The 24,305-nt window shown below is 32.5% G+C and carries 25 protein-coding genes and 2 tRNA genes; 24 read left to right on the plus strand and 3 right to left on the minus strand.

The features are described from left to right. Positions 1-12 precede the first annotated feature (12 nt). The gene (locus DW006_RS04685) at positions 13-402 is read left to right on the plus strand and encodes a hypothetical protein (protein ID WP_117999266.1); all 390 of its coding nucleotides are present in this window, start codon (positions 13-15) and stop codon (positions 400-402) included. A gap of 240 nt (positions 403-642) precedes the next feature. Here DW006_RS04685 and DW006_RS04695 read toward each other — a convergent pair whose 3' ends face one another. Then, the gene (locus DW006_RS04695) at positions 643-1,317 is read right to left on the minus strand and encodes a hemolysin III family protein (RefSeq protein ID WP_117999268.1); all 675 of its coding nucleotides are present in this window, start codon (positions 1,315-1,317) and stop codon (positions 643-645) included. A gap of 347 nt (positions 1,318-1,664) precedes the next feature. On the opposite strand from DW006_RS04695, the gene DW006_RS04700 reads away from it, so the two are divergent. The 22 genes from DW006_RS04700 to rpsR all read left to right on the plus strand — a co-directional run bounded on the left by DW006_RS04700 (position 1,665) and on the right by rpsR (position 21,962). After that, complete coding sequence (locus tag DW006_RS04700) at positions 1,665-2,672, plus strand: hypothetical protein (protein WP_117999269.1); 1,008 nt, start codon at positions 1,665-1,667, stop codon at positions 2,670-2,672. Further along, positions 2,656-3,855: a CpaF family protein gene (locus DW006_RS04705; RefSeq protein WP_347475063.1), complete on the plus strand. Its 1,200-nt coding sequence runs from the start codon at positions 2,656-2,658 to the stop codon at positions 3,853-3,855. Before DW006_RS04700 ends, DW006_RS04705 begins: the two co-directional genes overlap by 17 nt. Before the next feature lie 13 nt (positions 3,856-3,868). After that, the gene (locus tag DW006_RS04710) at positions 3,869-4,597 is read left to right on the plus strand and encodes a hypothetical protein (protein ID WP_117999270.1); all 729 of its coding nucleotides are present in this window, start codon (positions 3,869-3,871) and stop codon (positions 4,595-4,597) included. Positions 4,598-4,602: 5 nt separating this feature from the next. Next, the gene (locus DW006_RS04715) at positions 4,603-6,036 is read left to right on the plus strand and encodes an immunoglobulin-like domain-containing protein (protein WP_117999271.1); all 1,434 of its coding nucleotides are present in this window, start codon (positions 4,603-4,605) and stop codon (positions 6,034-6,036) included. A gap of 198 nt (positions 6,037-6,234) precedes the next feature. Further along, complete coding sequence (locus tag DW006_RS04720) at positions 6,235-6,426, plus strand: Flp1 family type IVb pilin (protein WP_243002582.1); 192 nt, start codon at positions 6,235-6,237, stop codon at positions 6,424-6,426. 3 nt (positions 6,427-6,429) lie between these two features. Continuing rightward, entirely contained in the window at positions 6,430-8,355 is a 1,926-nt protein-coding gene (locus DW006_RS04725) for a DUF5702 domain-containing protein (RefSeq protein ID WP_117999272.1), read from the plus strand. Between the two features lie 201 nt (positions 8,356-8,556). Continuing rightward, entirely contained in the window at positions 8,557-9,240 is a 684-nt protein-coding gene (locus DW006_RS04730; protein WP_147337636.1) for a hypothetical protein, read from the plus strand. Positions 9,241-9,325: 85 nt separating this feature from the next. Next, entirely contained in the window at positions 9,326-9,745 is a 420-nt protein-coding gene (locus DW006_RS04735; protein WP_117999274.1) for a prepilin peptidase, read from the plus strand. 13 nt (positions 9,746-9,758) lie between these two features. Next, a complete protein-coding gene (locus DW006_RS04740; RefSeq protein ID WP_117999275.1) occupies positions 9,759-10,163 on the plus strand; it encodes a pilus assembly protein in 405 nt (134 codons plus the stop codon). 4 nt (positions 10,164-10,167) lie between these two features. Further along, positions 10,168-11,472 carry a DUF6382 domain-containing protein gene (locus tag DW006_RS04745; RefSeq protein ID WP_158561072.1) on the plus strand — a complete coding sequence of 435 codons (1,305 nt, stop codon included), beginning with the start codon at positions 10,168-10,170 and terminating at the stop codon, positions 11,470-11,472. A 151-nt stretch (positions 11,473-11,623) separates the two neighbouring features. Beyond that, on the plus strand, positions 11,624-12,349 hold the full coding sequence (locus DW006_RS04750; protein ID WP_117999277.1) for an NAD-dependent protein deacylase: 726 nt from the start codon (positions 11,624-11,626) through the stop codon (positions 12,347-12,349). Between the two features lie 145 nt (positions 12,350-12,494). Continuing rightward, the gene (locus DW006_RS04755) at positions 12,495-14,159 is read left to right on the plus strand and encodes a LysM peptidoglycan-binding domain-containing protein (RefSeq protein WP_117999278.1); all 1,665 of its coding nucleotides are present in this window, start codon (positions 12,495-12,497) and stop codon (positions 14,157-14,159) included. Between the two features lie 68 nt (positions 14,160-14,227). Further along, the gene (locus DW006_RS04760) at positions 14,228-15,430 is read left to right on the plus strand and encodes a DUF5711 family protein (RefSeq protein WP_117999279.1); all 1,203 of its coding nucleotides are present in this window, start codon (positions 14,228-14,230) and stop codon (positions 15,428-15,430) included. A gap of 173 nt (positions 15,431-15,603) precedes the next feature. Then, the gene (locus DW006_RS04765; protein WP_022165691.1) at positions 15,604-16,311 is read left to right on the plus strand and encodes a CvpA family protein; all 708 of its coding nucleotides are present in this window, start codon (positions 15,604-15,606) and stop codon (positions 16,309-16,311) included. A 113-nt stretch (positions 16,312-16,424) separates the two neighbouring features. Continuing rightward, positions 16,425-16,496: transfer RNA gene (locus tag DW006_RS04770), tRNA-Glu, on the plus strand. A gap of 70 nt (positions 16,497-16,566) precedes the next feature. After that, positions 16,567-16,637 (plus strand) — tRNA-Cys (locus tag DW006_RS04775). Between the two features lie 323 nt (positions 16,638-16,960). Then, complete coding sequence (locus tag DW006_RS04780; protein WP_117999280.1) at positions 16,961-18,715, plus strand: hypothetical protein; 1,755 nt, start codon at positions 16,961-16,963, stop codon at positions 18,713-18,715. After that, the gene (locus tag DW006_RS04785) at positions 18,651-20,480 is read left to right on the plus strand and encodes an Ig-like domain-containing protein (RefSeq protein ID WP_117999281.1); all 1,830 of its coding nucleotides are present in this window, start codon (positions 18,651-18,653) and stop codon (positions 20,478-20,480) included. The genes DW006_RS04780 and DW006_RS04785 overlap by 65 nt, the downstream gene beginning before the upstream one ends. Continuing rightward, the gene (locus DW006_RS04790; RefSeq protein WP_117999282.1) at positions 20,480-20,659 is read left to right on the plus strand and encodes a DUF951 domain-containing protein; all 180 of its coding nucleotides are present in this window, start codon (positions 20,480-20,482) and stop codon (positions 20,657-20,659) included. Before DW006_RS04785 ends, DW006_RS04790 begins: the two co-directional genes overlap by 1 nt. A gap of 256 nt (positions 20,660-20,915) precedes the next feature. Then, a complete protein-coding gene (rpsF, locus tag DW006_RS04795) occupies positions 20,916-21,206 on the plus strand; it encodes a 30S ribosomal protein S6 (protein ID WP_022165694.1) in 291 nt (96 codons plus the stop codon). A 22-nt stretch (positions 21,207-21,228) separates the two neighbouring features. Further along, positions 21,229-21,678, plus strand: a complete 450-nt coding sequence (locus tag DW006_RS04800; RefSeq protein ID WP_117999283.1) for a single-stranded DNA-binding protein — start codon at positions 21,229-21,231, stop codon at positions 21,676-21,678. A gap of 20 nt (positions 21,679-21,698) precedes the next feature. Next, complete coding sequence (gene rpsR, locus DW006_RS04805) at positions 21,699-21,962, plus strand: 30S ribosomal protein S18 (protein WP_022165696.1); 264 nt, start codon at positions 21,699-21,701, stop codon at positions 21,960-21,962. 190 nt (positions 21,963-22,152) lie between these two features. Here rpsR and DW006_RS04810 read toward each other — a convergent pair whose 3' ends face one another. Next, positions 22,153-22,560, minus strand: coding sequence for a hypothetical protein (locus DW006_RS04810; protein WP_117999284.1), 408 nt, complete (start codon positions 22,558-22,560; stop codon positions 22,153-22,155). Next, positions 22,553-23,041, minus strand: a complete 489-nt coding sequence (locus tag DW006_RS04815) for a sigma-70 family RNA polymerase sigma factor (protein WP_117999285.1) — start codon at positions 23,039-23,041, stop codon at positions 22,553-22,555. The genes DW006_RS04810 and DW006_RS04815 overlap by 8 nt, the downstream gene beginning before the upstream one ends. A 224-nt stretch (positions 23,042-23,265) precedes the next feature. Here DW006_RS04815 and DW006_RS04820 point away from each other — a divergent pair, with 224 nt between their 5' ends. After that, the gene (locus tag DW006_RS04820; protein WP_117999429.1) at positions 23,266-24,270 is read left to right on the plus strand and encodes a sigma-70 family RNA polymerase sigma factor; all 1,005 of its coding nucleotides are present in this window, start codon (positions 23,266-23,268) and stop codon (positions 24,268-24,270) included. The last annotated feature ends 35 nt before the right edge of the window (positions 24,271-24,305 follow it).

The raw sequence follows: 24,305 nt of genomic DNA on the forward strand, positions 1-24,305 counted from the left end.
TTAGGATTGATTATGGACTATAAATATATACCTTTTTACGTTCAGGGAAATGCAATAAATGGATTTTATTATGGACAATGGAATCAAATGTCAGACAGAGATATTGATTATGTTAAGGAAATGTACCCGATAGCTTTTATGACAATTCAGGATTGGGTCGAAAGAGAGTGTGACAAACAGGAGTTTGCAGGAAGTCTAATGTTTGATGAATATCCCGATAAATTAGGTGTTTTGCAAATGGTAAACAACATATTCAGGCGGGTTAAGGAAGAGGAAGAACAGTGTGGCGACGGAGAAAACTGTATTAAATATCCGGATGATCAGTGGCTTAAAGATATAATTATGGTTTTGCTGTTAAATGAAATGTACAGAAGAAGGCAAAACAGAAGAAGATATTATTGAAAAATCGTAAAATAGAAGAATATATTATTAGAAAGATATTGTTGGAAAAGAGCAAAATGGAAAGAAATTACCCTATTTTATTTTCGAAAATGTGTAATTATTTTCATTTTTGTGCAAATAAAAATTTTATTACACAAAAAAATCTGGAAGAAATAACACTCTTCCAGATTTTATCTTTTTAGATCGTTAAACTTTTATAGAAAAGTTTGAAGACTTATAAGTTTATCGAAAATTATAAGGTTATAGAGCATAAAGAATAATTGCAAAGAAATGCAAAATGCTGCCTGCAAGAATGAATATATGGAAAATAGAATGCATCCATTTTTTAGTTTTGCCAAGTCCGTAAAGGATAGAGCCTACAGTGTAGGCAACACCTCCGGCAACAAGGAAAATTACTCCTCCCAGCGACATGACTTCGTAAGTCTGCTTTATGAAAAATATAATTGTCCAGCCCATTGCAAGGTAGCAAATCATGGAGAAAACACTGTATTTCTTTAAATCAATGGCTGTAAGTGCACAAGCAATAATTGCGCAGCCCCAAACAATTCCAAATAAAACCCAAGCAAGTGCAGGATATTTAGGTCGCATAGCAACTAATAAAATCGGTGTATAGCTGCCGGCAATTAGAAAATAAATGGTGCAATGGTCTAAAACCTGCATTACTTTTTTGGCCATACCCGGTCGTAAACCATGATAAACACTGGACATTGTATATAAAGTAATGAGGGTTACTCCATAAATACAACTGGAAACAACTCCGATGACACTACCTGCTTTGGCAGCTGTAATAACACAAAGTACAAGTGCTGCAATACCGAGAGCTCCGCCTACAATGTGAGAAACCATATTGAAAATCTCTTCGCCCTTTGAGTAGGTAGGCAATGTTCTGTCTGATAATTTAGTTCTTTTACTCATATATTTTCCTCCATATAATTGTTCTGCTTTGAAAAAATAAAACATCATTATTAGTATAATGACACGAAAAAAATAAAAATATGTATTATAACCATAACATCTAGTTATGAATACTACATAGAAGTATACCACTATATATTTATGTGTCAAGTGCACAAAAAATGAAAAAAACACACATTCTTTAAAATATATATAAAATCACAAAAAGGGTATAGACAAAGTGGGAGAAAGGTGTTTATAATGTGAAAACAGCATTACCTGAGACAAAAAATGCAGGCTGGTGTTGAAGAAAATTATGAAGTACCAGATGGTAAAAATTAGAATTAAGAAGAAAGGGGAAAAGAAAGATGACGGCAACTTTGGCAATTTATGATTTAGATGAAGTATATGCAAATAGTTTAATGAAATACATTAATCAAAAACAAAACATGCCATTTAAGGCAACGGCTTTTACAAATAAAGAGGCACTGGAAGAATATTTACAGGACAACCATATTGATATTCTATTGGTGGATTACAATTTATATGATGAATATTTGGAACTTGAAGATGTAAGTAAAATAATATTTTTAGTGGAAGATGATTGTCAGCAGTTCAAGGATTATTCTTATATTTATAAATTCCAATCATCTGAAAATATCATTAGAAAAATTTTGGATTATTTTGCCGAGCTGAATATAAGTAAAACAGGTTCAATAGTGAAAAGAAATGGAACAAAGATTGTTGGAGTTTATTCCCCTATAAAGAAGCCTGAACAAACTGTTTTTGCTTTTACTGTGGGGCAGGTGTTGGCTGAAAGCGGAAGTACCCTATACATAAACATGGATGAGTTTACGGCATTCGATAAAATCTACCATCAAAATTATCAGGGTGATTTGTCCGATTTAATGTATTATTTTAAACAAAATAAAGATACAGTTGCCATTAAGCTGAAAGCTATCGTAAATACAGTTAATACATTAGATTATGTGCCACCACTTAAATATTCAAGGGACTTGAGAACTATGGAAACAACAAAGTGGATAGAATTGCTGGAAACCATAATGGCTACAGGTATGTATGAAAATATTGTAATTGATATTGGAAATGTAGTGGAAGATATAACTTCGTTAATTGAATTTTGCGATAAAATCTATGTTCCTATGGAAAACAGTTATATGTACAAGATGAAAGTTGGGGAGTTTGAAGAGTTTTTGCTACGTAGCGAAGCTTTAGAGTTGATAGATAAAATTGAGCAGGTTACGCCACCTATAGATTTAGTTGACATAGAGGATGACAATTTCTTAGAAAGACAGTTGTGGAGTAATTTGGGAGATTACTCAAGACAGGTAGTAGGAGGTGGGGGCAATAGGTGAAAAAATTAGTAAAGAAACCATAAGAGAGAAAGTTATCTCAACTATTGATATGACCAGGGAACCTCAGGAGAAGGAACTTCACGAAATAATTGACCGTATTATGGAAGAGGAATTAAAAGAAAAATATTTGACTATTAAAGAAAGAATAAAAATTCATAAAGAAGTTTTTAATTCCATAAAGGGGCTGGGGATACTTGAAGATTTGCTGGAGATGGATGAAGTGACGGAAATTATGATAAACGGTAGGAATCATATTTTTATTGAAAAAGCGGGTAGAATCATACCTTATGATGATTCCATAGAGTCAGAGGAAAGACTTCAGGACATAATTCAACAGATAGTTGCAAAAACAAATAGAAGAGTAAATGAGTCTAATCCAATTGTTGACACAAGATTGGAGGACGGCTCCAGAGTGAACGTGGTTTTGCCACCAGTTGCTTTAGATGGCGCTGTTATAACTATTAGAAAATTTGCTAAAGAAAAAATTACCATTAATCAGTTAATTAAATGGGGGACTCTTACCAGAGAAGTAAGCGACTTGTTGGAAAAATTGGTTGTTGCAGGATACAACATTTTTGTAAGTGGTGGGACAGGCTCAGGGAAGACAACATTTTTAAATGTGTTGTCTAATTTTATCCCTAATGACCAAAGAGTTGTAACCATAGAAGATTCTGCAGAATTGCAGTTAAAGAGTGTGGATAATATTGTTCGTCTGGAGGCAAGACAGGCTAACAGTCAGGGAGAAAATGAAATTACTATAAGAGATTTAATAAAAACGTCTCTTCGAATGCGACCTGACAGAATTATTGTTGGGGAGGTTAGAGGCGCAGAAGCTCTTGACATGGTCCAAAGTTTAAATACGGGTCACGACGGCTCGATGAGCACAGGACATGGGAATTCTCCAAAAGACATGCTCGCCAGATTAGAAACTATGGTTTTAATGGGGGCAGATATACCACTAAATGCTATAAGGTCACAGTTAGCAGCAGGTATTGATATTATGGTTCATTTGGCACGAATGCCAGATAAGACAAGGAAAGTTATAGAGATTAATGAAATTCAGGAATTTAAGGACAATCATATTATTTTAAATAAGCTATATTGTATGGAAAATGGCAAATTGAAAAAAGTAGGAACATTGAAAAACATATTTAAGTTACAAAGCTATGGGCTAAGTGTATAAAGAAGGGACAAAAATGAAATTATCTAAAAATGAAATCATAATAAATATTGCAGCAATACAGTTAATAGTTTTTGTTATTGGAAAATTATTTTATGGAAATTATGCATTTGGAATACTCTTAATCCCATTTACAGTAGCAATTTACAAGCAAAGAAAGAAAAGTCTTATAAACAAGAAAATTGCTTACGGAGAGCTGCAGTTTAAAGACATGCTAATAGCAATTTCTGATGGATTAAAAACAGGCTACTCAGTAGAGAATGCCATTAAATCAAGTTATAAAGATTTAAAGAACATATACGGAAAAGAATGTTTTGTGTGCAAAGAGTTGGAGATAGCAATATCACAGCTAAAATTAAATATATCAACAGAAAAAGTGTTAAAAGACATGGCAGAGAGAATGGAACTAAAAAATGCTATTTTGTTCTCGCAAATTTTTAGTGTGGCGAAAAGAACCGGCGGCAATATGCCTGAAATAATCAAAAATGTAACAGATGATATTGTAATGAAGGAAAATGTCAGAGAGGAAATTAATACATCAATAACAGAAAAAAGATTAGAGCAAAAGGTAATGACACTGATTCCAGGATTTATAATTATATACATTTCTGTAAGTTCTCCTGAATTTTTAAAGATAATGTATGAAAGTATAGTAGGCAAAATTGTTATGACAATATGTTTAATTCTATATTTATTAGCATATATATGGGGCGAAAGAATTGTGGACAGCATTATGGAGGAATAGGTGAAATGACAAAATTTATTATTGTGGTGTTTCTTGTTTTGAGTGCGTTTATTGTATTTACAATTCCTTATAGACACAGATATAAGAGGAAGTTAAGTAAGAAAAAACATAAATTATGGGGCTTATATGGAGTTGGCATGCTCATTGTGGATAGGTTACCCAAAAAGATTTTTCAAAATACAGGGGTTAATAATGACTTAAAGAAAATTACTGTTAAGGAGCATATAATAAAAGAGCAATATTTTTATTATGTAGAAAAAGTTTGTATTGTAGTTGGAGTTATCTGGCTAACGCTTGGAGTTTCAATTGCAGTTTTATATTCTGAATCTAAAACAGACAGGCAAATTAGTAAAGTAGAGCGAAGTGTAAAAAGTTCAAATAATTATAATGTGAGAATTATAGATGATGTTGGAGAAGAGACGGTTAAGTTAAATGTTGCAAAAAAGCAGTATACAGAGAGTGAAAAACAGAAGGTGTTGGAAAAAAACAAGAAAGTCCTTTTAAAAGAAGTTTTAGGTAAGAATAAAAGTCAGAACAAAGTAAACAGTAAACTGAATTTGGTTTCTGAAATAGGAAAAGAAAAAGTTAATGTATACTGGAAAATCAGTGATAAAAACATAATAAATTACAACGGAGAGATTTCTTCTAATGTGAAAAAACAGGGAGAAGTTGTAACACTTACGGCGACTATGACATTTAAAAAGAAAACCATAGATTATAGTTTTGGAGTGAATGTATACCCAAGCAGTGACAAAAAATCAAAAGGAAATTATGTGCAGGAATATGTGGATGAAAATGACAAATATAGTAATCAGGTCAAACTGCCGCAACAAATAAATGGGAAAAAAGTGACTTACAGAGAAACAAAGGACACAGTAGGAAAATATATACCAATAATAGGAATTATAGTAGGAATTACATTGTTCTTTCTGAAGGATAAAGATTTAAAAAAAGAAGTAGAAAAACGAAACAGGCAGTTACTAAATGACTATCCGGAAATAGTAAGTAAGATTTTGCTTTATTACGGAGCAGGACTATCAATTAAGTCGGCAATAGAGAGAATGGTCGCAGAGTATAACGTGGAAAAGAAAAAGAATAGTAAAGCATTCAGGTATGCATTTGAGGAACTTTCGATGTGCTCAGTGAAGATGAAGAGTGGTGTTCCTGAAACTGTGGCAATAAGTGAATATGGTAACAGATGCAACATTCATTGTTATATAAAACTGGCAGGTTTAATTGAACAGAATCTTAAGCGAGGAACAAAAGAATTAACGCTGGTGCTAAAGAGTGAATTAAAGGATGCAATGAATGAAAGAAAAAACAATCTGCTAAAAAATGGTGGACAGGTTTCGACAAAATTATTAGGCCCAATGGTGTTAATGCTGATTATAACCATTGCAATAATAATGGTACCCGCACTATTGTCCATTAACATTTAGCAGAAAGATTTTATGAAAAAAAGTAATTCAAACAGCAAGGCAATTTATATAACAAATTAACTTGGATAACAAACTGATTTAGGAAACAAATATGAAGCAGAAAATAAAATGAACAAAGTTTATTTTTAGGAATGTATCGATGAAATACCCACGACTAAAAGGAGGGGCAATAAATATTATAGTAGGAGGAAATAGCGAATGAAGAGTGTGGTTATGAATTTTATAAATAAAATAAAGAAAAATGTTAATGACGAAAGTGGAATGGGAGTAATTGAAATTGTATTGATTATTTTAGTTTTGGTAGGCTTAGCATTGGTATTTAAAGAACAGATTAGTGGTGTTGCCAATGGCGTATATGAATCAATTAATGAACAGATTGAAAACTTTTAGAATATGAGGATTAATAAAACAAAAAAAGCAAGCATTACAATATATCTTAGCTTAATATTTGTTACAGTATTATTGCTTATTAGCATAATAATAGAATCGGCAAGAATGAATATGGTGCAAAGTGAGTGTAAGACTTTTACATACTTAGCAACGGATTCTGTTTTGGCAGGCTATGCAAGACAGGTATATGAAGACTATGGTGTACTAATGTTTTGGGAAAACGAATCAGTAAATGAGAACTTAAAAAAATATATTCAGGCGAACATCGAATTGGGTGATGTGGAACATAAGGGCTCGAATCTTTTAATGACAAGACTTAAGAATATAAAAGCAAAAGAAAAGAAATATGTGTGGAGTAACGGTGGAGAAGAATTTGTCAGGGAAGTTTCTAATTACATGAAGTATGCAGTAGCTACAGAAGCAATAGATAAAGTTATAAACATATCCGCAAACAAAAGTGATGACCATAGCAATAGTAATATTAGTGGCAATAACAGCAATAGTAACAGCAATAAAATAAACGGCACTGGCAATAATAACGGCAAGAATGATAGCACTGATAGTAATAGTAATGGCAAGAATGATAGCGCTGATAGTAATAGTAATGGCGGTGTTGGGAGTGGTGAGTATAATCTCGGGGATGTAGATGAGATTATAGATGATTCAAAAAGCAAAGAAATCCAGGAAAATGTTGAAAAAATCTGTGATGAAATAAAGAATCTGAAAGATGCAGATATTCAAAAGAAACTAAAAACAAAGAAAAAGAGAGAAATGTTTTTAGAGAAAATAATGTCCATAGAAGAAGATATTAAACTATATCAAAAGGACAAGAAGGAATTTTTAAGTGAATTAAACAAAGATGGTCAAAATAAAGACAATCAGAATAGTATGAAGGATTTTATGGATGATAATTTAAATATATTGAAGTCTATAGAAAAGCAATTAACAGAGGAAATTAACAGATTACCTGAGAATTCAAAGGAGCAGTGGGAGACGATTGCCAAGGATATAGAAAGCAAAATTAGTTCATTGCAAATAAATGAAATAAGTGAAGAGGATAAGAAAAACAAAGGTATTTATGAGAGTGCAAAAGGCTTGATAGAAAAGGGGATTTTATCTTTAGTTATAGATGAAACAGATAAAATTTCGCCAACTACTGTAGAGTTAAAAGACTTGCCCTCGACTATTGACAATAAAGGTGAGAATAGTTTAGACAACGTTAAAACAAAAGCTGCACTTGTACTTTATGGTGCGATGAAGTTTGGAAATTTCACAAATCTTATAAAGAACAGGGAAATAAGTTATGAGCTTGAATATATTGTTGCTGGAAAAGATAGCGATAGAAGTAATTTGGCATCTACTGTGGAACAGATTGTTGCTGTGAGGAACGTTGTTACTTTAGCGTATTTAGTAACTGACAAAGAAAAAATGGCTTTAATTGAAACAACAGCAGCTTCGGCTGCAACAGCAATAGGTCTGCCTTTTTTGGAACCGGTTATTAAAGGTGTACTGTTAGAAGGCTGGGCTTTAGCAGAGGCAATTAATGACGTAAAAACTTTATTAAAGGGTAAGAAAATAGACCTAATGAAAAATGCTAACAATTGGAAAACCAGTTTGAAAAATCTATTAGCAAGTGGCAGTAGTGAATCTAAAAACAAAGCAGCAATAGATTATAAACAATTCTGCATGATATTAATAATGAAAAACAGCATAGAGACAACAGCATACAGAATCATGGATTTGATTCAGTTAAATGTTAGAAAGAACTATAATCAACAATTTGACATGAAGAAATGTGTAACATCATTGGATGTTGAGGCTCAATATGAGTCGGAACCATTGTTTGTTGCAATGCCATGGGTAATTAATGGATTAAATGGAAATATAGGCTCATATAATTTTAGCATAGAAAGTCAGTTAGAATATTAGTACAGATGAAAGAATGTGAGGAGGTGAATAAATATGCCCTTTTTCCCACCTGTTGTACATAGTGAAAAACATAAAAAAATAAAATTAGGATGTGATTCTCTCCAAGTACAGAAGCCAAAAAAATATAAAGAAAAAATAAAAAAAATAAATGTGTCCCAGGGAAAAAGGGTATATTTATTTACCTCCAAAGGAAGCATTACTTTGGAAGCTGCTATTGTTATAACAATTTTTATGTTGGCAATTCTTTCGGTGATAAGTTACATAACAGTTCTTAACAAACAGTTACATAATCAAAAACAAATAAATAATATGGGAATTGCGTTATCAAAACTAAATTACTATAAACAATGTACAGAAAAAAGTAAGAAGTATAGTGAGGATTTAGGACTGTTAGAAAGTGGAGTGCAAAGCCTTAAACAAAGTGGCGAGATAGAGAAAAAAACTTCAGAAGAAGGAGTAATAGATATTGTTTTTCCGTATATCGTTAGAATTCCGTACATTAATAAGCCTATAGTTTTAACTCAACGGTGCTATTTAAAGGATTGGACAGGTTATGATTTAACAAAGGAACAGGAACTTGTTTATATTACAAAAAACGGAAAAGTCTATCATGTTACTAAAGAATGTACACATCTGTCTCTGAAAATAAGCAAGATTGGCGTTATAGAATTAAAAATTAAAAGAAACTGTTACGGGCAGGCGTACAGTAGATGTTCTATATGTGTAAATAAAAAAGGCACATTAGGATCAGAGGTGTTTATTACTGAAGATGGAAATAAATACCATAATAGTTTAATGTGTAGCGGACTTTTGAGAAATATTATCACAGTAGAAAAGAGTAAGGTTAAAAATATGCCACCTTGTAGTAGATGTTCAGGAAAATAATACAAGGTTATATATGGCAATTTGTAGCAAAATATTATGGGCTTTTTATGAAGACAGTATTAGATATATGTATTAGGAGAATAAAATGTATGAAATATGGAGTGTAGTGTTTTTACTTGTATGTGCAATTGCAGATTATAAAACAAAAGAAATTTATGTATGGTTCTGCTTGCTAAATTATTTTTTAGCCATAGTAATGAAAGCGGTAACCAATAATTTGAAATTAGAAAATATTATAATCGGCATTATTGTGTGTACATTATTATATATTATTGCGTTAGTAACAAAGGAAGCAGTAGGTGTAGGAGATATTTTGATAATTTTAACCTTAACGGCAATGGTTGAATTGAAGGTTGTCTTAAACGTAATGATGATTGCATTTATTATTAGTGCGATTTTTTCGATAATAGGTGTTTCTATCGGTAAGATGAGTTTGAAAACAAATATCCCGTTTGTACCATTTATATTTTGTGGAAATATTCTGTTTTATTTATGCAAGGCATAGAAAAGGAAGGTGTATGATAAAAACATTGTACAGGAAAATGGTCAGGAAAACTTTAAAAGGACAAATTACAATTGAGGCATCAATAATTGTACCAATAACAATATTAATTGTAGCATCGTTAGTTTATGTTTCTCTTTATTATCACGACTTGGTGACTGTGAGAAGCACAGCGCTAACTTATATTGACGGTGAACAAAATGGTAATGGAGGGTGCTTTGTAATAACCCCTTTAATAGTTAAAGACGAAGATAAGATTAGCACAAAAGTAAGTGCTGATTTTGGAAGTAAAAGTAATGCTAATTTTTTAAATAAAATAATTAGTCGGAAATCAAAAGATGAAATTAAAATTCAAAAAGTGATGAATAGAGAGCTTTTATACGCAATAAGAGCTATGGAAGATGGATTTGGAAGGAAGTGATAGTATGGAAATATCTTATATAAAAGACGGAAATAGAAACACGATGATTATAAAAGACATAAAAATAGAGAAGAATGATTATAAACTTCAGATGGTATTAAACAATCATATTGAGGGATTAGTTCAAATAAGTGTGGAGTCAATAAATAATGAAACCATGTTATATTATGATATTTCGTCTAAAACACAAATGTCTAACATGTTTACCAGAAAACAAATGTCAGGTAAGGAACTTTACATATTTATAAAAGATATAAAAATGCTATCCGAGAGAATGAGTGAATATTTACTTACATTAGACAATATAATATTTGACACAGATTTAATATTTTTCAACAGACAAAAAGGAAAATATGAGTTTTGTTATGTTTCTGAGAATAAAGAAGATTATCAGGTAAATCTGAGAACTCTTTTTGATAAACTATTGGAATACATAGATCATAATGATAAAGAAGCTGTGCTTATTGCTTATGGAATTCAGCAAATGACAACAAATGCAGATTTCACATTGCAGGAGTTACTTAGATGTGCATTTGAAAATATACAGGAATATAAGAAAGAAAAAAGCAATAGCGAAAAAATAAGAACAGAAGATATAGTAAAACTTGATATAGAAAATAAAAACGAGAATTCAAAGGAAAAATATAGCATAAGAAAGAAAAACAAAAAGGAAGACAAAAAAGAAAATAGAAAACAAAATGAGAAAGAATCTGAAAAAGAAAATGAAAAGAGAAATATATTAAAATCCATAGCAGGTATATTTAAAAGAAAAGACAAATATAAAACGGAAGAAGATTTAGATTTCTTTGATTATCTTGAAGAGGAGGAAGCTTCTTTTGTTGCAGAAGAAACTGGAACTTATAAAGCTGAGGGTTATGGGGAGGAAACTTATAAGAAAGAAATACACAAAAGTGTAGGAGATTACTTTGATAATTCCGTAAAAAGTTTTTGCACAAAGAACAGTCAACAGTTTCAGGAAGACAGGACTATGGTGTTGATTAATCCACTACTATCTAAAGACATAAAACTTGTAGCAGTGGGGACAGAAATACCAATAAATATTAAGCCGTCAAACTATCCTTATATAATTGGAAAAAGCAGTTCAAGTAGTGATTTCTGTATTGATAGTGCAGTAATTAGCAGAGTACATGCACGAATTACAGAAGAGTTAGGAGATTACTTTATTGAAGATTTGAACTCGACTAACGGTACATTTTTAAATGGAGAAAAATTAGAACCTCATAAGCTGTTACCGATAGAAATTGGGGACAAAATTACCCTTGCAAACATAGACTTTATTGTAGAGTAAGAATTGTAAAGATGTTATAATAATACCAGTGTAGCTAAATATAATTGTATTTATACTTATATTTATATTTATAGTTGGTATTAAATAAAATCCTTAATGTAAACCAGTTGTTTGAGAGTGAGTAACAGAACAAGAAAAAGAGGTGCTTATAATGGAAGAAAACATAAAGAAATTAAAAGAGATTATTGATGGAAGCGATAATATTGTATTTTTTGGTGGAGCAGGTGTTTCTACAGAAAGCGGAGTACCTGATTTTAGAAGCGTGGATGGATTATATAATCAGGAATATGCATATCCACCGGAAACTATTTTAAGCCACAGTTTCTATAGAAGAAATCCGGAGGAGTTCTATAGATTCTACAGAAATAAGATGCTTTTTCCTAGTGCAGAACCTAATATGGCTCATAAAGCTTTAGCCAAATTAGAGGAAATGGGAAAATTAAAAGCAGTGATTACTCAGAATATAGATGGTTTGCATCAGGCGGCAGGTAGCAAAAACGTATACGAATTACATGGCTCAGTACACAGAAATCATTGTCAGGATTGTGGAAAATTCTACGGTTTTGATCAGGTTTATGAAATGGAAGGCATACCAAGATGTCAGTGTGGTGGAATTATCAAACCAGATGTTGTGTTATATGAGGAAGGATTAGATCAGAAAACAATACAACTTTCAGTGGAGGCAATTGCCAAGGCTGATGTTCTAATTATTGGTGGAACATCACTGGCGGTATATCCGGCAGCAGGTCTTGTGGATTACTATAGAGGAAATAAGCTTGTTCTTATTAATAAGAGTAAAACACAAAAAGATCAAAGAGCAGACCTTGTAATAAATCAACCGATAGGTGAAGTTTTAGGTCAGGTTGTGGAGTTATAAAGATTAAATTGTAATTAACAAGGCACTGGTGTATTCCCAGTGTCTTTTTTGTCGCAAACTTTTACAAGGGTTCAAACTGTTTTTGACAAAATAGAACAGAGCCTATGTGCTATTATCATTGGGTATTATAGAAAAGGAGGGGCCCATGATAGAGATGGTATATAGTAGCAAAGAGTCTGAGGAACAGGGAAATGTAACTATTCCTAAAAACATACGCCAAATAGGTGAAAATAATTCCAATCAAAAAATTTACGTTGAGGATAATGTTATAACAAATTTAAAGAAAAGAACAGGAAAACAGGAAGATGTAAATTATGGAGTTTTACTTGGGGAAATAAAAAGAAAAAATGGAAATACATATGTTTTTGTTAAGGGAATGGTAGAAGTAAGGGAAGTGATAGAAAATAGTTTGATTTTCAATGATGACATCTGGGCAGCAATATATAAAGACATAAAAAAATATTTCTCTAAAATGAATATTGTTGGATGGTTTGTTTCAGTACCATATAGAGTTCGGGATGATTTGAAAGGCATACGCAAACTGCATTTAGATAACTTCGCAGGCAATGATAAAGTTTGTTTTCTTACAGACAGAACTGAAAATGATGAAAATTTCTATATGTGCAAGCAAGGGAACTTAGAAAAGCAATCCGGATACTATATCTATTATGAGAGAAATGAAAAAATGAAGAAATATATTAAAAGTTTAAATAATGAGAAAAATGAAAGTAATGAGAATAATGTAGCAAAAGAAAATAGTAAGGGGGTAACTTCAAAACAAAAAGCAACCAATGACAATTTGGTGAATAATGATTTGAAAAAAAACTTGGCCGGGAATTCATCGCATAATTCAAGTCAGAATGCAAATCAGAATTCAATCCAAAATTCAACCCGCAAAAACGAAAATCTAATAGACCAAAATAAAAACAAGCTTGGCACAAAGGGTGGAAAGTTAGCAGCAACTTTTAAAAATCAAAGAAATAATATGCGGGCGGGCGGCACAAATCAACATAAGACAATCAAGGGTAGTGAACATGTAGAAATAAAAGAAAGAGATATTAACAGACCAAAAAGCTTTAGAGAAATACTGAAAGAAGAAAGTGGCAACAGAAAGCAGGGGAGAGTTGCTTATGGAATAAGTAGTCTATTAATTATAGCATTATTGCTATCAACGGTTGTAATGCTAAATAATTATGGAGAACTAAAAAACATAAAACAAACATTATCCGGCTACAGCATGAATGAGGAAGCAAGAGCGGTTAATCAACAATTAAATAGTAACAGTGAGGAAACAAAGGAAATTTTAGAAGATAGTAAAGACAAATCCAAAAGTGCTACCAATAGCAATTTAGATAAAAACAACAAAGTAAGTGAAAAGGATGGTGTACAATCTGATGGCGTGAGTAAAGATATGCAAGATGAAAACGACAATCAGGAAAATATTAATCAGAAGAGTAAAAACCAGGGTGATTCTTCTCAAACCGGAACCCAAAAAAACGAAATACAAAACAACAGTTCGCAAAATAGTTCATCAAAAAATAACAGTGAGCAGAACTTTAATGAATTGGAAAACGAAAATGCAAATAGCAGTGTAAAGAAGGAAGCGAATGCAGCTAATGATTCTTCTAAAAAAACGAAAAAAGTAAACAATGTTGCAGGTATGTCTTATACGGTAAAGAAGGGACAAACCCTATACGATATTAGTATGAAAGTTTATGGAACGAGCAAAATGGTAGATGAAATAAAAGAATATAATGATATTGATGATGACTATACAATTATTGAAGGTCAGAAAATTTTATTACCATAAAAAACATAGTGCCATAATCCAAAACTTATTGTATAATCGTTTATAGATTTTAGATAGGAAGTGAGATTGTGGCACAGAGTAATAAAAATTCTGATAAAGTAAGACAGTTTAAAAAGTCTTATTTAGATTTTAATTTTATAGAGGTAATAAAGAAACATACAAATAGATTTACAATAAAAATTGCAATTTGCGTTTTGGTGGCAATCGTAGCAGTTATTGGTATATTCTTGTATAAACGATATAGTAGTTACGATGGCTATAAGGTAATTAATTCCATTAAGATTGATGGAAGTACAGAAAGTAAATATTTATCTTATAAGGATTTCGTAATCAAATATAGTGGAGATGGAATTTCTTATATTGATGATGATGGTACTGTTTGGAATGAAGCTTTTCAGATGAAGTCTCCAATGGTAGATATATGTGGAGATTATATAGCTGTTGCCGACAAAAACAGCAATGATGTTTACATATATAATCAGGATGGCAATCAGGGAAAGGTAACAACTAATTTCCCAATTGTGAAAGTGGAAGTTGCAGAGCAGGGCGTTATAGCTGTTTTGTCAGAAGATAAAGATGCCAATTATATAGAAGTTTATGACAGAGACGGAAATAAGTTGGTTATTCACAAAACCCTTTTAGATGAAAACGGATACCCTCTTGATTTCTCAATATCAAAAGATGGGGACAAAATGGCAGTATCATATATAACTGTCAATAACGGTTCTATGAGTAACAGAGTTGTGTTTTACAATTTTTCTAATGCAGGTAAAAATTCCACTGACAAAATAGTGGGAGAGTTTGACCAGTACAAAGAGGTTATTGTACCTACGGTAAAATTTGTGACAAACGATGATGTTGTAGCAGCAGGTGAGAACATTCTGTCTTTGTATGGATTTAAAAATAAACCTTCATTAAGGGAAGATGTTAAAATAAATGAAGAGATTCAGAAAATATTTTATAGTGACCAGTATGTGGGCGTGATTCTAAAAAATACTAATAGTAAGTTCCCATACAGAATACAGGTTTATGACTTGAATGGAAACAAAAAAATGGAAAAGGAAATCAAATTAGAATATGATAACGTTTCTTTTTCAGGGGATAATGTTTTAATGTACGATGACATGAACTGTCAGATTATATCTTTTGATGGAGTTCAGAAGTTTAAGGTGACATTTAATGGAGCAGTAAATGCAATTATTCCAATTGATGGTTCAAGAACTTTTCTTATTATGACAAAGTCAAAAATACAGAAAGTTAAATTAAAATAAAAAATTAATTGTGTGAAAACAGAAAAATCTTATAAAGTTGTTTAAGATAGATTATACAAATTATAAGAACGAATCAAAAAAAGATAAGGGAAAAGATAAAGAACAAAATAATTTAAAAAATCAGATTAACGGAATAACAAAAAGAAAAGGAAATTTCTTTAAGGAGAATACTAATGGGAAATACATTATTAATAATAGTAGGTATATTTATGGTTGCAATGACGGCAATCGGCTTAAAAAGAGGAATGCTTAAGATGGCATTTTCGCTTATATCAGTAGTAGTAGTTTTATTATTGGTTAATATTTTGACCCCTCCAACTAAGCAGTTGTTGAAAGCAACACCAATTTATACAGGCATACAAAACACAATAGAGGAATATGTTAGTAATAACATAGAATCATCGGCACAAAGTGTAACACAAACAGGTGTTGGTGCTCAAAAGAAAATTATTGAAAAATTGCCTTTACCAAAGGAAATAAAAGCAACGCTTAATGAAAATAACACTGAAGAAAGTTACGCAAGTTTGAAAGTAACTACTTTTTCAGAATATATAGCTGAGTCTTTAACTGATATGGTTATGAATGCAGTTACCTTTATTATTTTATTTGTTATATTAACAATTCTTGTGAAGATTGTAGTTCATGCCTTAGATATTATCGCTAAGTTACCTGTTCTTAGAACTTTCAACACTATTGGTGGAGCATTAATAGGTTTAGGTGAATCATTAGTAATTATATGGATTGCCTGCATTGTTGTAACAGCATTCAGCGCAACAAGTTGGGGACAGCAGATTTGTACAGGAATATCAGAGAATGGATTGCTAAGTCTGATTTATGACAACAACATTATTCAGCATTATATAAGCGGAATCTTCAGCTAAGAATAAAGATTATAACAATGAAAATAATATAAAAATAAATATAAAAAACTCTTGACAAATAAAAATACATTTGATAGACTACTAAAGCTGTTAAGAAACAAACAGCTTTATATGGCTCCTTGGTCAAGCGGTTAAGACATCGCCCTTTCACGGCGGTAACACGGGTTCGATTCCCGTAGGAGTCACTTCCGTTAAGAATTTTATTTCTTGACGATAACAAGAACCCTTGATATAATAAAGGGGTTCTAAATATAAGGCGCAATAGCCAAGTGGTAAGGCACGGGTCTGCAACACCCTGATCACCAGTTCAAATCTGGTTTGCGCCTCTTGAGAATCGTTCATGTGAGCGGTTCTTTTTTTTGTAGCAAAAGCCCAGCAAGCGATATCGTGCTTGCACGAAATATCATTTGCCGGGCGTAAGAACATCGAAACGCTATGCTTTGAGATGTCTGCTAGCTACAATCGAGTAGGAGACAGCCTACTCGGTTGTAATAAAAAAATCCTTCGTAATTTCTTATTACACAAAAAACGTTCCGCTAAAAAACGATATTCTTTGCTATGGATTTTAGTGTACTGCTGTGGTATCATTAAAATAGTGGGCTAAAATTAGAAACAGAATTTGCCGATTATTATGGGAAGGAAACGTTATATGTTTGTAGGAAGATATGGAAGAAATACAGCGGGAGGTTTTGTTTCAAAGACTAAACCACCAATTAAGAAAATAGTAATTTCATTTATTATAGTAGCAGTTATTGAGTTTTTAGCATTTTATGCATTTCTCCCACCATTGAATATTCATTCTATGGAGTTTTGGGAGTTTCAGGGATTCTTTATAGTAGCATTCTTTTTGCTCACATTTAAAATTCCTAATTTTGAAGAGGCAAAAATTCAGTACAATATTGTATCAAAGATATTTGGTATAATTATTTTGTTGGCAGTAATAATTGTAATTATTGGAAATGTAATTTCTGCAAAGATATTTAAAGCAGGCAGATATTCATCTTTAATAGATATAGAGAACACAAAATTTGAAGATACTATTAAAGAAACAGATACAATAACAGACGTAGCTTTAATGGACACAGATAGTGCAAAGGTAGTTGGACAAAGAGCTATCGGAGCATTATCAGATGTAGTAAGTCAGTATGAGATTGGAAGTGATTATAGCCAAATTGCATTAAAAGGTGAACCGATGAAAGTGGCATCTTTGGAATATGCAGGCTTTTTCAAATGGTTTAATAATAGAAAAAACGGAATACCAGGTTATGTATTAGTTGATGCTGTTAAATTTGAAGCTAATTATGTAAAATTAGACAAGCCAATTAAATACACAGAATCTGGCTGGTTTAATGACAATTTGGAAAGACATTTAAGATTTAAATATCCAACAGCAATATTTGAAGGCTATTATTTTGAGTTAGATGAAGATGGCAAGCCATATTATATCTGCCCTACAATGACTGCGCGAGTAGGCATGTTTGGTGGTATGGATGTAAATGGCGTTGTTATCTGTGATCCATGTACAGGCAAAACTAAGAAATATGATTTAGACGATGTGCCTAAGTGGGTCGACAGAGTATATGATGGAGATTTGATTGAGCAGAAGTATAACTGGCATGGAATGTTGGCAGACGGATTTATTAATAGCGTAATCGGTCAAAAGGATTGCAAGAAAGCAACGGAAGATTATGGCTACAAAGTAATTGACAATGATGTTTGGATTTACACAGGAGTAACTTCTGTTATAGATGATTCTTCAAATATTGGATTTGTAATGGTTAATGCCAGAACGGGCAAGGCAAAATATTTTAACGTGGCAGGAGCAGAAGAGTTTTCAGCCATGGAAGCCGCAGAAGGTCAGGTACAGAATCTTGGCTATGATGCAGCATTTCCATCTTTAATAAACATTGATGGAAGACCAACTTATTTTATGGTGTTGAAGGACAAAGGAAATCTTGTAAAACAATATGCATTGGTTGATGTAAAAAAATACAGCATTGTAGCAACAGGAACAAGTCAAAAAGATACATTAAATACTTACAGAAAACTTATAAAAGAAAATGGTGTAAAAACAAGTTCAGGTAAGTACAAAAATATTGAACAACAGTACAAGCATGAGCAGGTTACTGTTAAGGATATTAAATATATAAATATGTCAGGAGAAACCTATGTGTACATTACAAGTAATGTCGGTAATGTATATAAGATGAAGTTTTCTGATGATGAAACAATTGTTTTTGTTCAACCGGGAAGTAAAGTCGAGATATTTTATGACGAAAGCAATGAAACAGGAATACGCAGTATAGAAGAGTGGAAAGTGCAAGGTGAAAACGAAACAAATGAAACAACTAACGAACAAACAGGTAAACAAACAGAAGAAGCAACAAAAAACAATAATCAGTAAATGTGTAAGCGCAGTTTTAGTGCTGGCAATGGTTATAACTTTATGTAATGTTCCATACAAAGCAAAGGCGGCAACAACATATTCAATGTCAACGTCAGCGATAACATTACTAAAAGGAAAGAAGCATAAATTAAAAATTGTCAATGCACCAAAAAATGCAAAGATTAAATGGAAAACTTCTAACAAGTTTGCAGTTACCGTATCAAAAAAGGGTAAATTGAAAGCCGTTAATTACGGAACAGCAACAATTAAAGCTACTTATAAAAAGAAAAATTATTATTGTCAGGTTACAGTTCCTGACAGTTCAAAACGAGTTACATTAAATACTTATAATGTAAGTTTGGTAGAGGGAAGCACATATCAGTTACAGCCAACCTCAGCCAAAACAGTTAAGTATTTTTCAAACAATGATCACATTGCAACAGTTCATGCAAATGGATTAATAAAGGCGCATAATCCGGGAACAGTAGCCATTGCAGCAGAAAATTCTGAAGGATATGCAACATGCACAGTTACAGTTACTCCAAATGAAGAAAATCAGACAGCTTTGGATAATTCAGTTAGCAAAAAAACTACAGCAATTAGACGTTTAACAACTAAGAACAATATAAAATACGAAAGAATTACATGGGCTAAGAATAAGATAATACGATTTAAGATTGCAAATTTAGATTCAGATAACGTAAAAAAATGCGTTTGGTCTACTCAGGATGATGAAATATTGTCAAAGCCAAACAATGACAGCAACGTAATAGTGGCTGGTGCCAAAACAGGAACAACAGGAAAAACAACTATTACGGCTACAGTAACAGATAAGACAGGAAAAACAACAACATATAACAATACCGTTTATGTAACAAAACCCGGAATTAACACAAAGAATCTTGTGCTAATGGGACCTAACATGGGAGCGAACAGACAGCAGTACATATCTTTTTCCGGAATTTCGAAATACAGTAAGATAACATGGGATATGTCACATGCACCGCATGTATCTATTGTAAAATATCACAATAAAGCCAGCATAGTGGGAAACAAGGCAGGTTCAGGTGTGATTAAGGCAACTGTTGATGGGAAAAAATATAATGTAAATTACACAGTTTACAATCCTAAATTTAAGTCAATTAAAGCTGTTTTAGCAAAGAAGAAAACAACAACGATTAAAATTGACGGCATTACAGGCCTTACACCTACATATAAAAGTAGAAATACTGCAGTTGCAACAGTTGATGCTAACGGAAAAATCAAAGGAAAAGGTTCAGGGGTAACATTTGTAGATGTGAAACTTGGTAGCTATACAAAGACATATCGTGTGGAAGTTGCAGCCACAGGTATGAAAACAATAATTTCTAAAGCACAGAAAATCGTTAATACTTGGAAATACAATCAGGGAAAACGTATGCAGTATGGGTATTATGATTGTTCATCATTAGTATGGAAGGGATATCAGGTATACAAAAATTACAACAAGAAGTTGGGTAGCACTTCCTGGGCATATACAGCAGGAGAGTTATTTGACTACTTAAAAGGTAAAAATCAGATAGTATACTACGGCTATATAGGATACAACTATATGAAACCTGGTGACCTTATTTTCTATGGCGATTACAATAGTGCGGTAATGTATAGCACACCTGGAAGAACATTAGATATTTACCATGTGTCAATGTATGCCGGAAATGGTAAAGTTGTAGAAAAAGGCGGTAAGACAATAAATTATAACAACACAAAACACATTGTTGGAATAGGAAGGGTAGTTAAATAGTGGAGTACAATATTGGAAATATAGTAACGCTAAAAAAAGGCCATCCCTGCGGAACAAATCAGTGGAAAATCATACGAACAGGGGCGGATTTTAAGTTGAAGTGCTGTGGATGTGATAGAATAGTAATGATTCCGCGGAAAACATTTGAAAAAAGTGTAAAAAAGATAATTTCGGAATAATACCTTAAGATAATTTCGAAGTTCTGTTTTATGCAACCAATCCAGAAGTTAGTTTTGCATTCAACCAATTAATTATAATTAAATAAGTTTTAATTATAATTAATTGAAAATTAAATACACAAAATTAAACAAAATGTAGAAAAGCCCTTGATTTAGGGGCTTTTTTATGTTATTATGTATATTCGTGAAAAAAATAATTTTTCCTTGCTTTTTTACTTATAGGTAGAAAGGCCAGAGACCAAAAGGAGGTAAACGCATGAACAAATATGAGATGACAGTTGTTATTAGTGCAAAACTTGAAGAAGAAGGAAGAACTGCAGAACTTGACAAGGTAAAAGCTTTTGTTGAAAAGTTTGGTGGTACTATTGCTAACATTGATGACGCTGGAAAGAAGAAATTCGCTTATGAAATCCAGAAGATGTCAGAAGGTTACTATTACTTCATCACATTTGATACTGATAATGTAAACGCTCCAAGCGAAATAGAAAGCCAGCTTCGTATTATGGAAAATGTCCTTAGATTCATGACTGTTGCAGTAGAAGCATAGTTAAGATAGAGAGGTATTTAATATGAACAAGATTATACTAATGGGTCGTTTGACTCGTGATCCTGAAGTTAGATATTCAACATCAGGTGACAATCAGTTAGCTATTGCTAGATATACATTAGCAGTAGACAGAAGATTCAAAAGAGATGGAGAGCAGACAGCAGATTTTATCAGATGTGTAGCATTTGGTAGAAGCGGTGAGTTTGCAGAAAAGTACTTCCATCAGGGAACTAAAATCGTAGCAGAAGGTCGTATTCAGACTGGAAGTTATCAGGACAAAGATGGTAAGACAGTTTACACTACAGAAGTAGTTGTAGAAAATCAGGAGTTTGCAGAAAGCAAAGCAGCGTCTGATAATAACGCAGGATTTGCTCAGGCACCTGCAGCGTCAGCACCAACAGCTCCAGCAGGAGATGGTTTTATGAACATTCCTGATAATGTAGACGATTCAGGATTACCATTCAACTTTTAATTAAATTAGGAGGTCAAGTTATGCCATATAATAAGAGTGAAAGACCAGATTCTCCAATGAGAAGAAGAGGCGGTCGTAGAAGAAGAAAAGTTTGTGCATTCTGTGCAAGCGAAAATAAGGCAATCGATTATAAAGATGTAGCAACATTAAAGAGATACGTATCTGAAAGAGGAAAAATTCTTCCTAGAAGAATGACAGGTACATGTGCTAGACATCAGAGAGCTCTTACAACAGCAATCAAGAGAGCTAGAAATATCGCATTAATGCCATATACAGTAGAATAATCGCGAAGCTTTGAGCAAAGCGTCACAATAAAAGAAGAGACAGGCAACCCGTTATGCTTGCATAAACGGGAGTCTGTCTCTTCTTTTATTGAGCGGCATTCGTTTTGCGAATGCCGCGTGCTTATTGATTTTTCTCAAATGCTTACACAAAATAAACAAGTAAAAATAAAAATCAATAAGTAGTGAGGTATTATTTTTCCGAACTATTTATTTCCATGTTTACTTCATTTTTATTTTTATCCATATTTACATTTACATCCATGCTTTCATCTTCAATAGTATCCTTGTTTACATTCACCTCCATTTCTTCATCGTTACTTTTATAAATGTATTTCCCTTTTTCTGTTTCCTTTAGTTCTGTCTTTTTGCCGTTTTCATCTGTTAGCATTACCTGTATGTTTTTGGTAATACTAGAGCCGGTAGCTGCATATGACACAACGTTTGATGTAGCGAATAAAGCTATAAGAACTAGTGCTACAGCAGCATAACGTAATCTAAAGTTTTTGATTTTATTATTTTTTGCTTCCATATTTCTTACCTTTCTTAAACAGTCATCGGAAATATTAATTTCGTCAAACATTTTTTTATAATTACTCATCTAACCAATCTCCTTTCAACTTGTTTTTTAATTGAGCTCTTGCACGCATTAATCTAGTTTGAATAGTGGTTTCTTTTATATGCAGGATTTGAGAAATCTCCTTTATGGAATATCCCTCGTAGTAATACAAATGAACCACGATTCTATACTTTGAATTTAGATTCATTACTGCATCGTAGAGCGTTGATGTTTTTTCGTCTTCAAAAGAAAATTCGGCATCTGATACAGATTCATCCCAGGATACAATTCTTTTATGCCAAAAAGAAGTACACATATTCTTTGACTCGTTTATGGCTACACGAATAAGCCAGCGTTTTATATGTTCTTCGTCTGTGAAGCCATCCTTGCGCTGTAATAATTTTAAAAAAGTATTCTGCACAACATCTTCTGCATCATATTTGTTTTTGCAATAATTGTAGGCAATTTTGAATACAGTATTGGCATGTTTAGTTACGATCTGATTGTATAATTGTATGTCCACAGGACTTCCTCCTTAATGTCTTGAAAGATCTTTCTAATAATACAACAATTCAAATGGAAAAAATATCACAAAAAAATAATTTTATGAGATAATAAGTTGTATGCAAATCAGAAGTTAGTTTTGCATTCAACCCCTTGAAATTTTTTCGAGACCTTTTTCCACCCCACACCGTCTAATTAATGTATACAAAAAAAGATGATCATCAGGAAGGACGTACAAACAGTATGAAAAAAGAAAAGTTAGGTGAGACAATAATCGAGTCTCAGGAAAAACTGTATCATATAGCAAAGTCAATGCTTTTTGATGATGAAGACTGTTCAGATGCAATTTCTGAGACTATTGTTAAGGCTTTTAGTAAGATCCACACACTCAAGTCAGAGGAATATGTAGATACATGGTTAGTGAGAATCCTAATAAATGAGTGCTACAACGTTATCAGACAGAAGAAAAGAGTAGTGTCATTAGAGGATTATATGATGAAAAGTCAGACGACAGAGCATAAGGATTATACGGATTTGTACAATGCAATCGGACATCTAAGTGAAAATGAACGTATTTGCGTATCGTTATATTATTTAGATGGTTACAAAGTTAAGGATATTGCCGAGATATTGAAAACAACAGAAAGCGCTGTAAAAAATAGATTGGCAAGAGCCAGAGCAAAAATGAATGATGAAAGTTATTCCATGGATAAGATAATGTACATTAATTTTGAAAAACAGTATTATGTAGTCCAGTTAAATCTAGGTGAAGATATTTCAAAAGATGAAGCCGTTAAAATAGCCGAAGGTGTACAACTTGTTGAATCAAAAGTAGCTGACAGAGCGGTTGAAGATTACAGTGACAGTGTGGCTCAGGGAAAACTCGAGTCTACAGATGCTACAGCGGAAGTTACAAGTGTAGATAAGGCTAAAGTTAATTTAGCTAAGGTTGGTAACAGCTTTAAGGAAAGTGGGGCTGATGATGAAAATAAACTCCTAACAGGTAAGGTTACAGATGTAAAAATTTTTGATAACCTTAACATTTTAGGAGCTGATAAGAAAAACTATAGCGAGGTAATTGATTCAAAAGGAAATCTTTTACAGGACACAATTAAATACTACAAGAGTGGGGATGGTGAAAATAGTATAGATAAGGTTGTTAAGTCACGCAAGGTTAATCAGAAATTTATTTATGCAACTGTTCAGTACACAAAAGCTATATTATTATATTGTATCAGAAATAGGTGATATGATACAATGAAAATATAGTATAGATACGGATT

The sequence above is a fragment of the Eubacterium sp. AF36-5BH genome (genome assembly GCF_003460505.1).
Classification (GTDB): Bacteria; Bacillota; Clostridia; order Lachnospirales; family Lachnospiraceae; genus Eubacterium_G.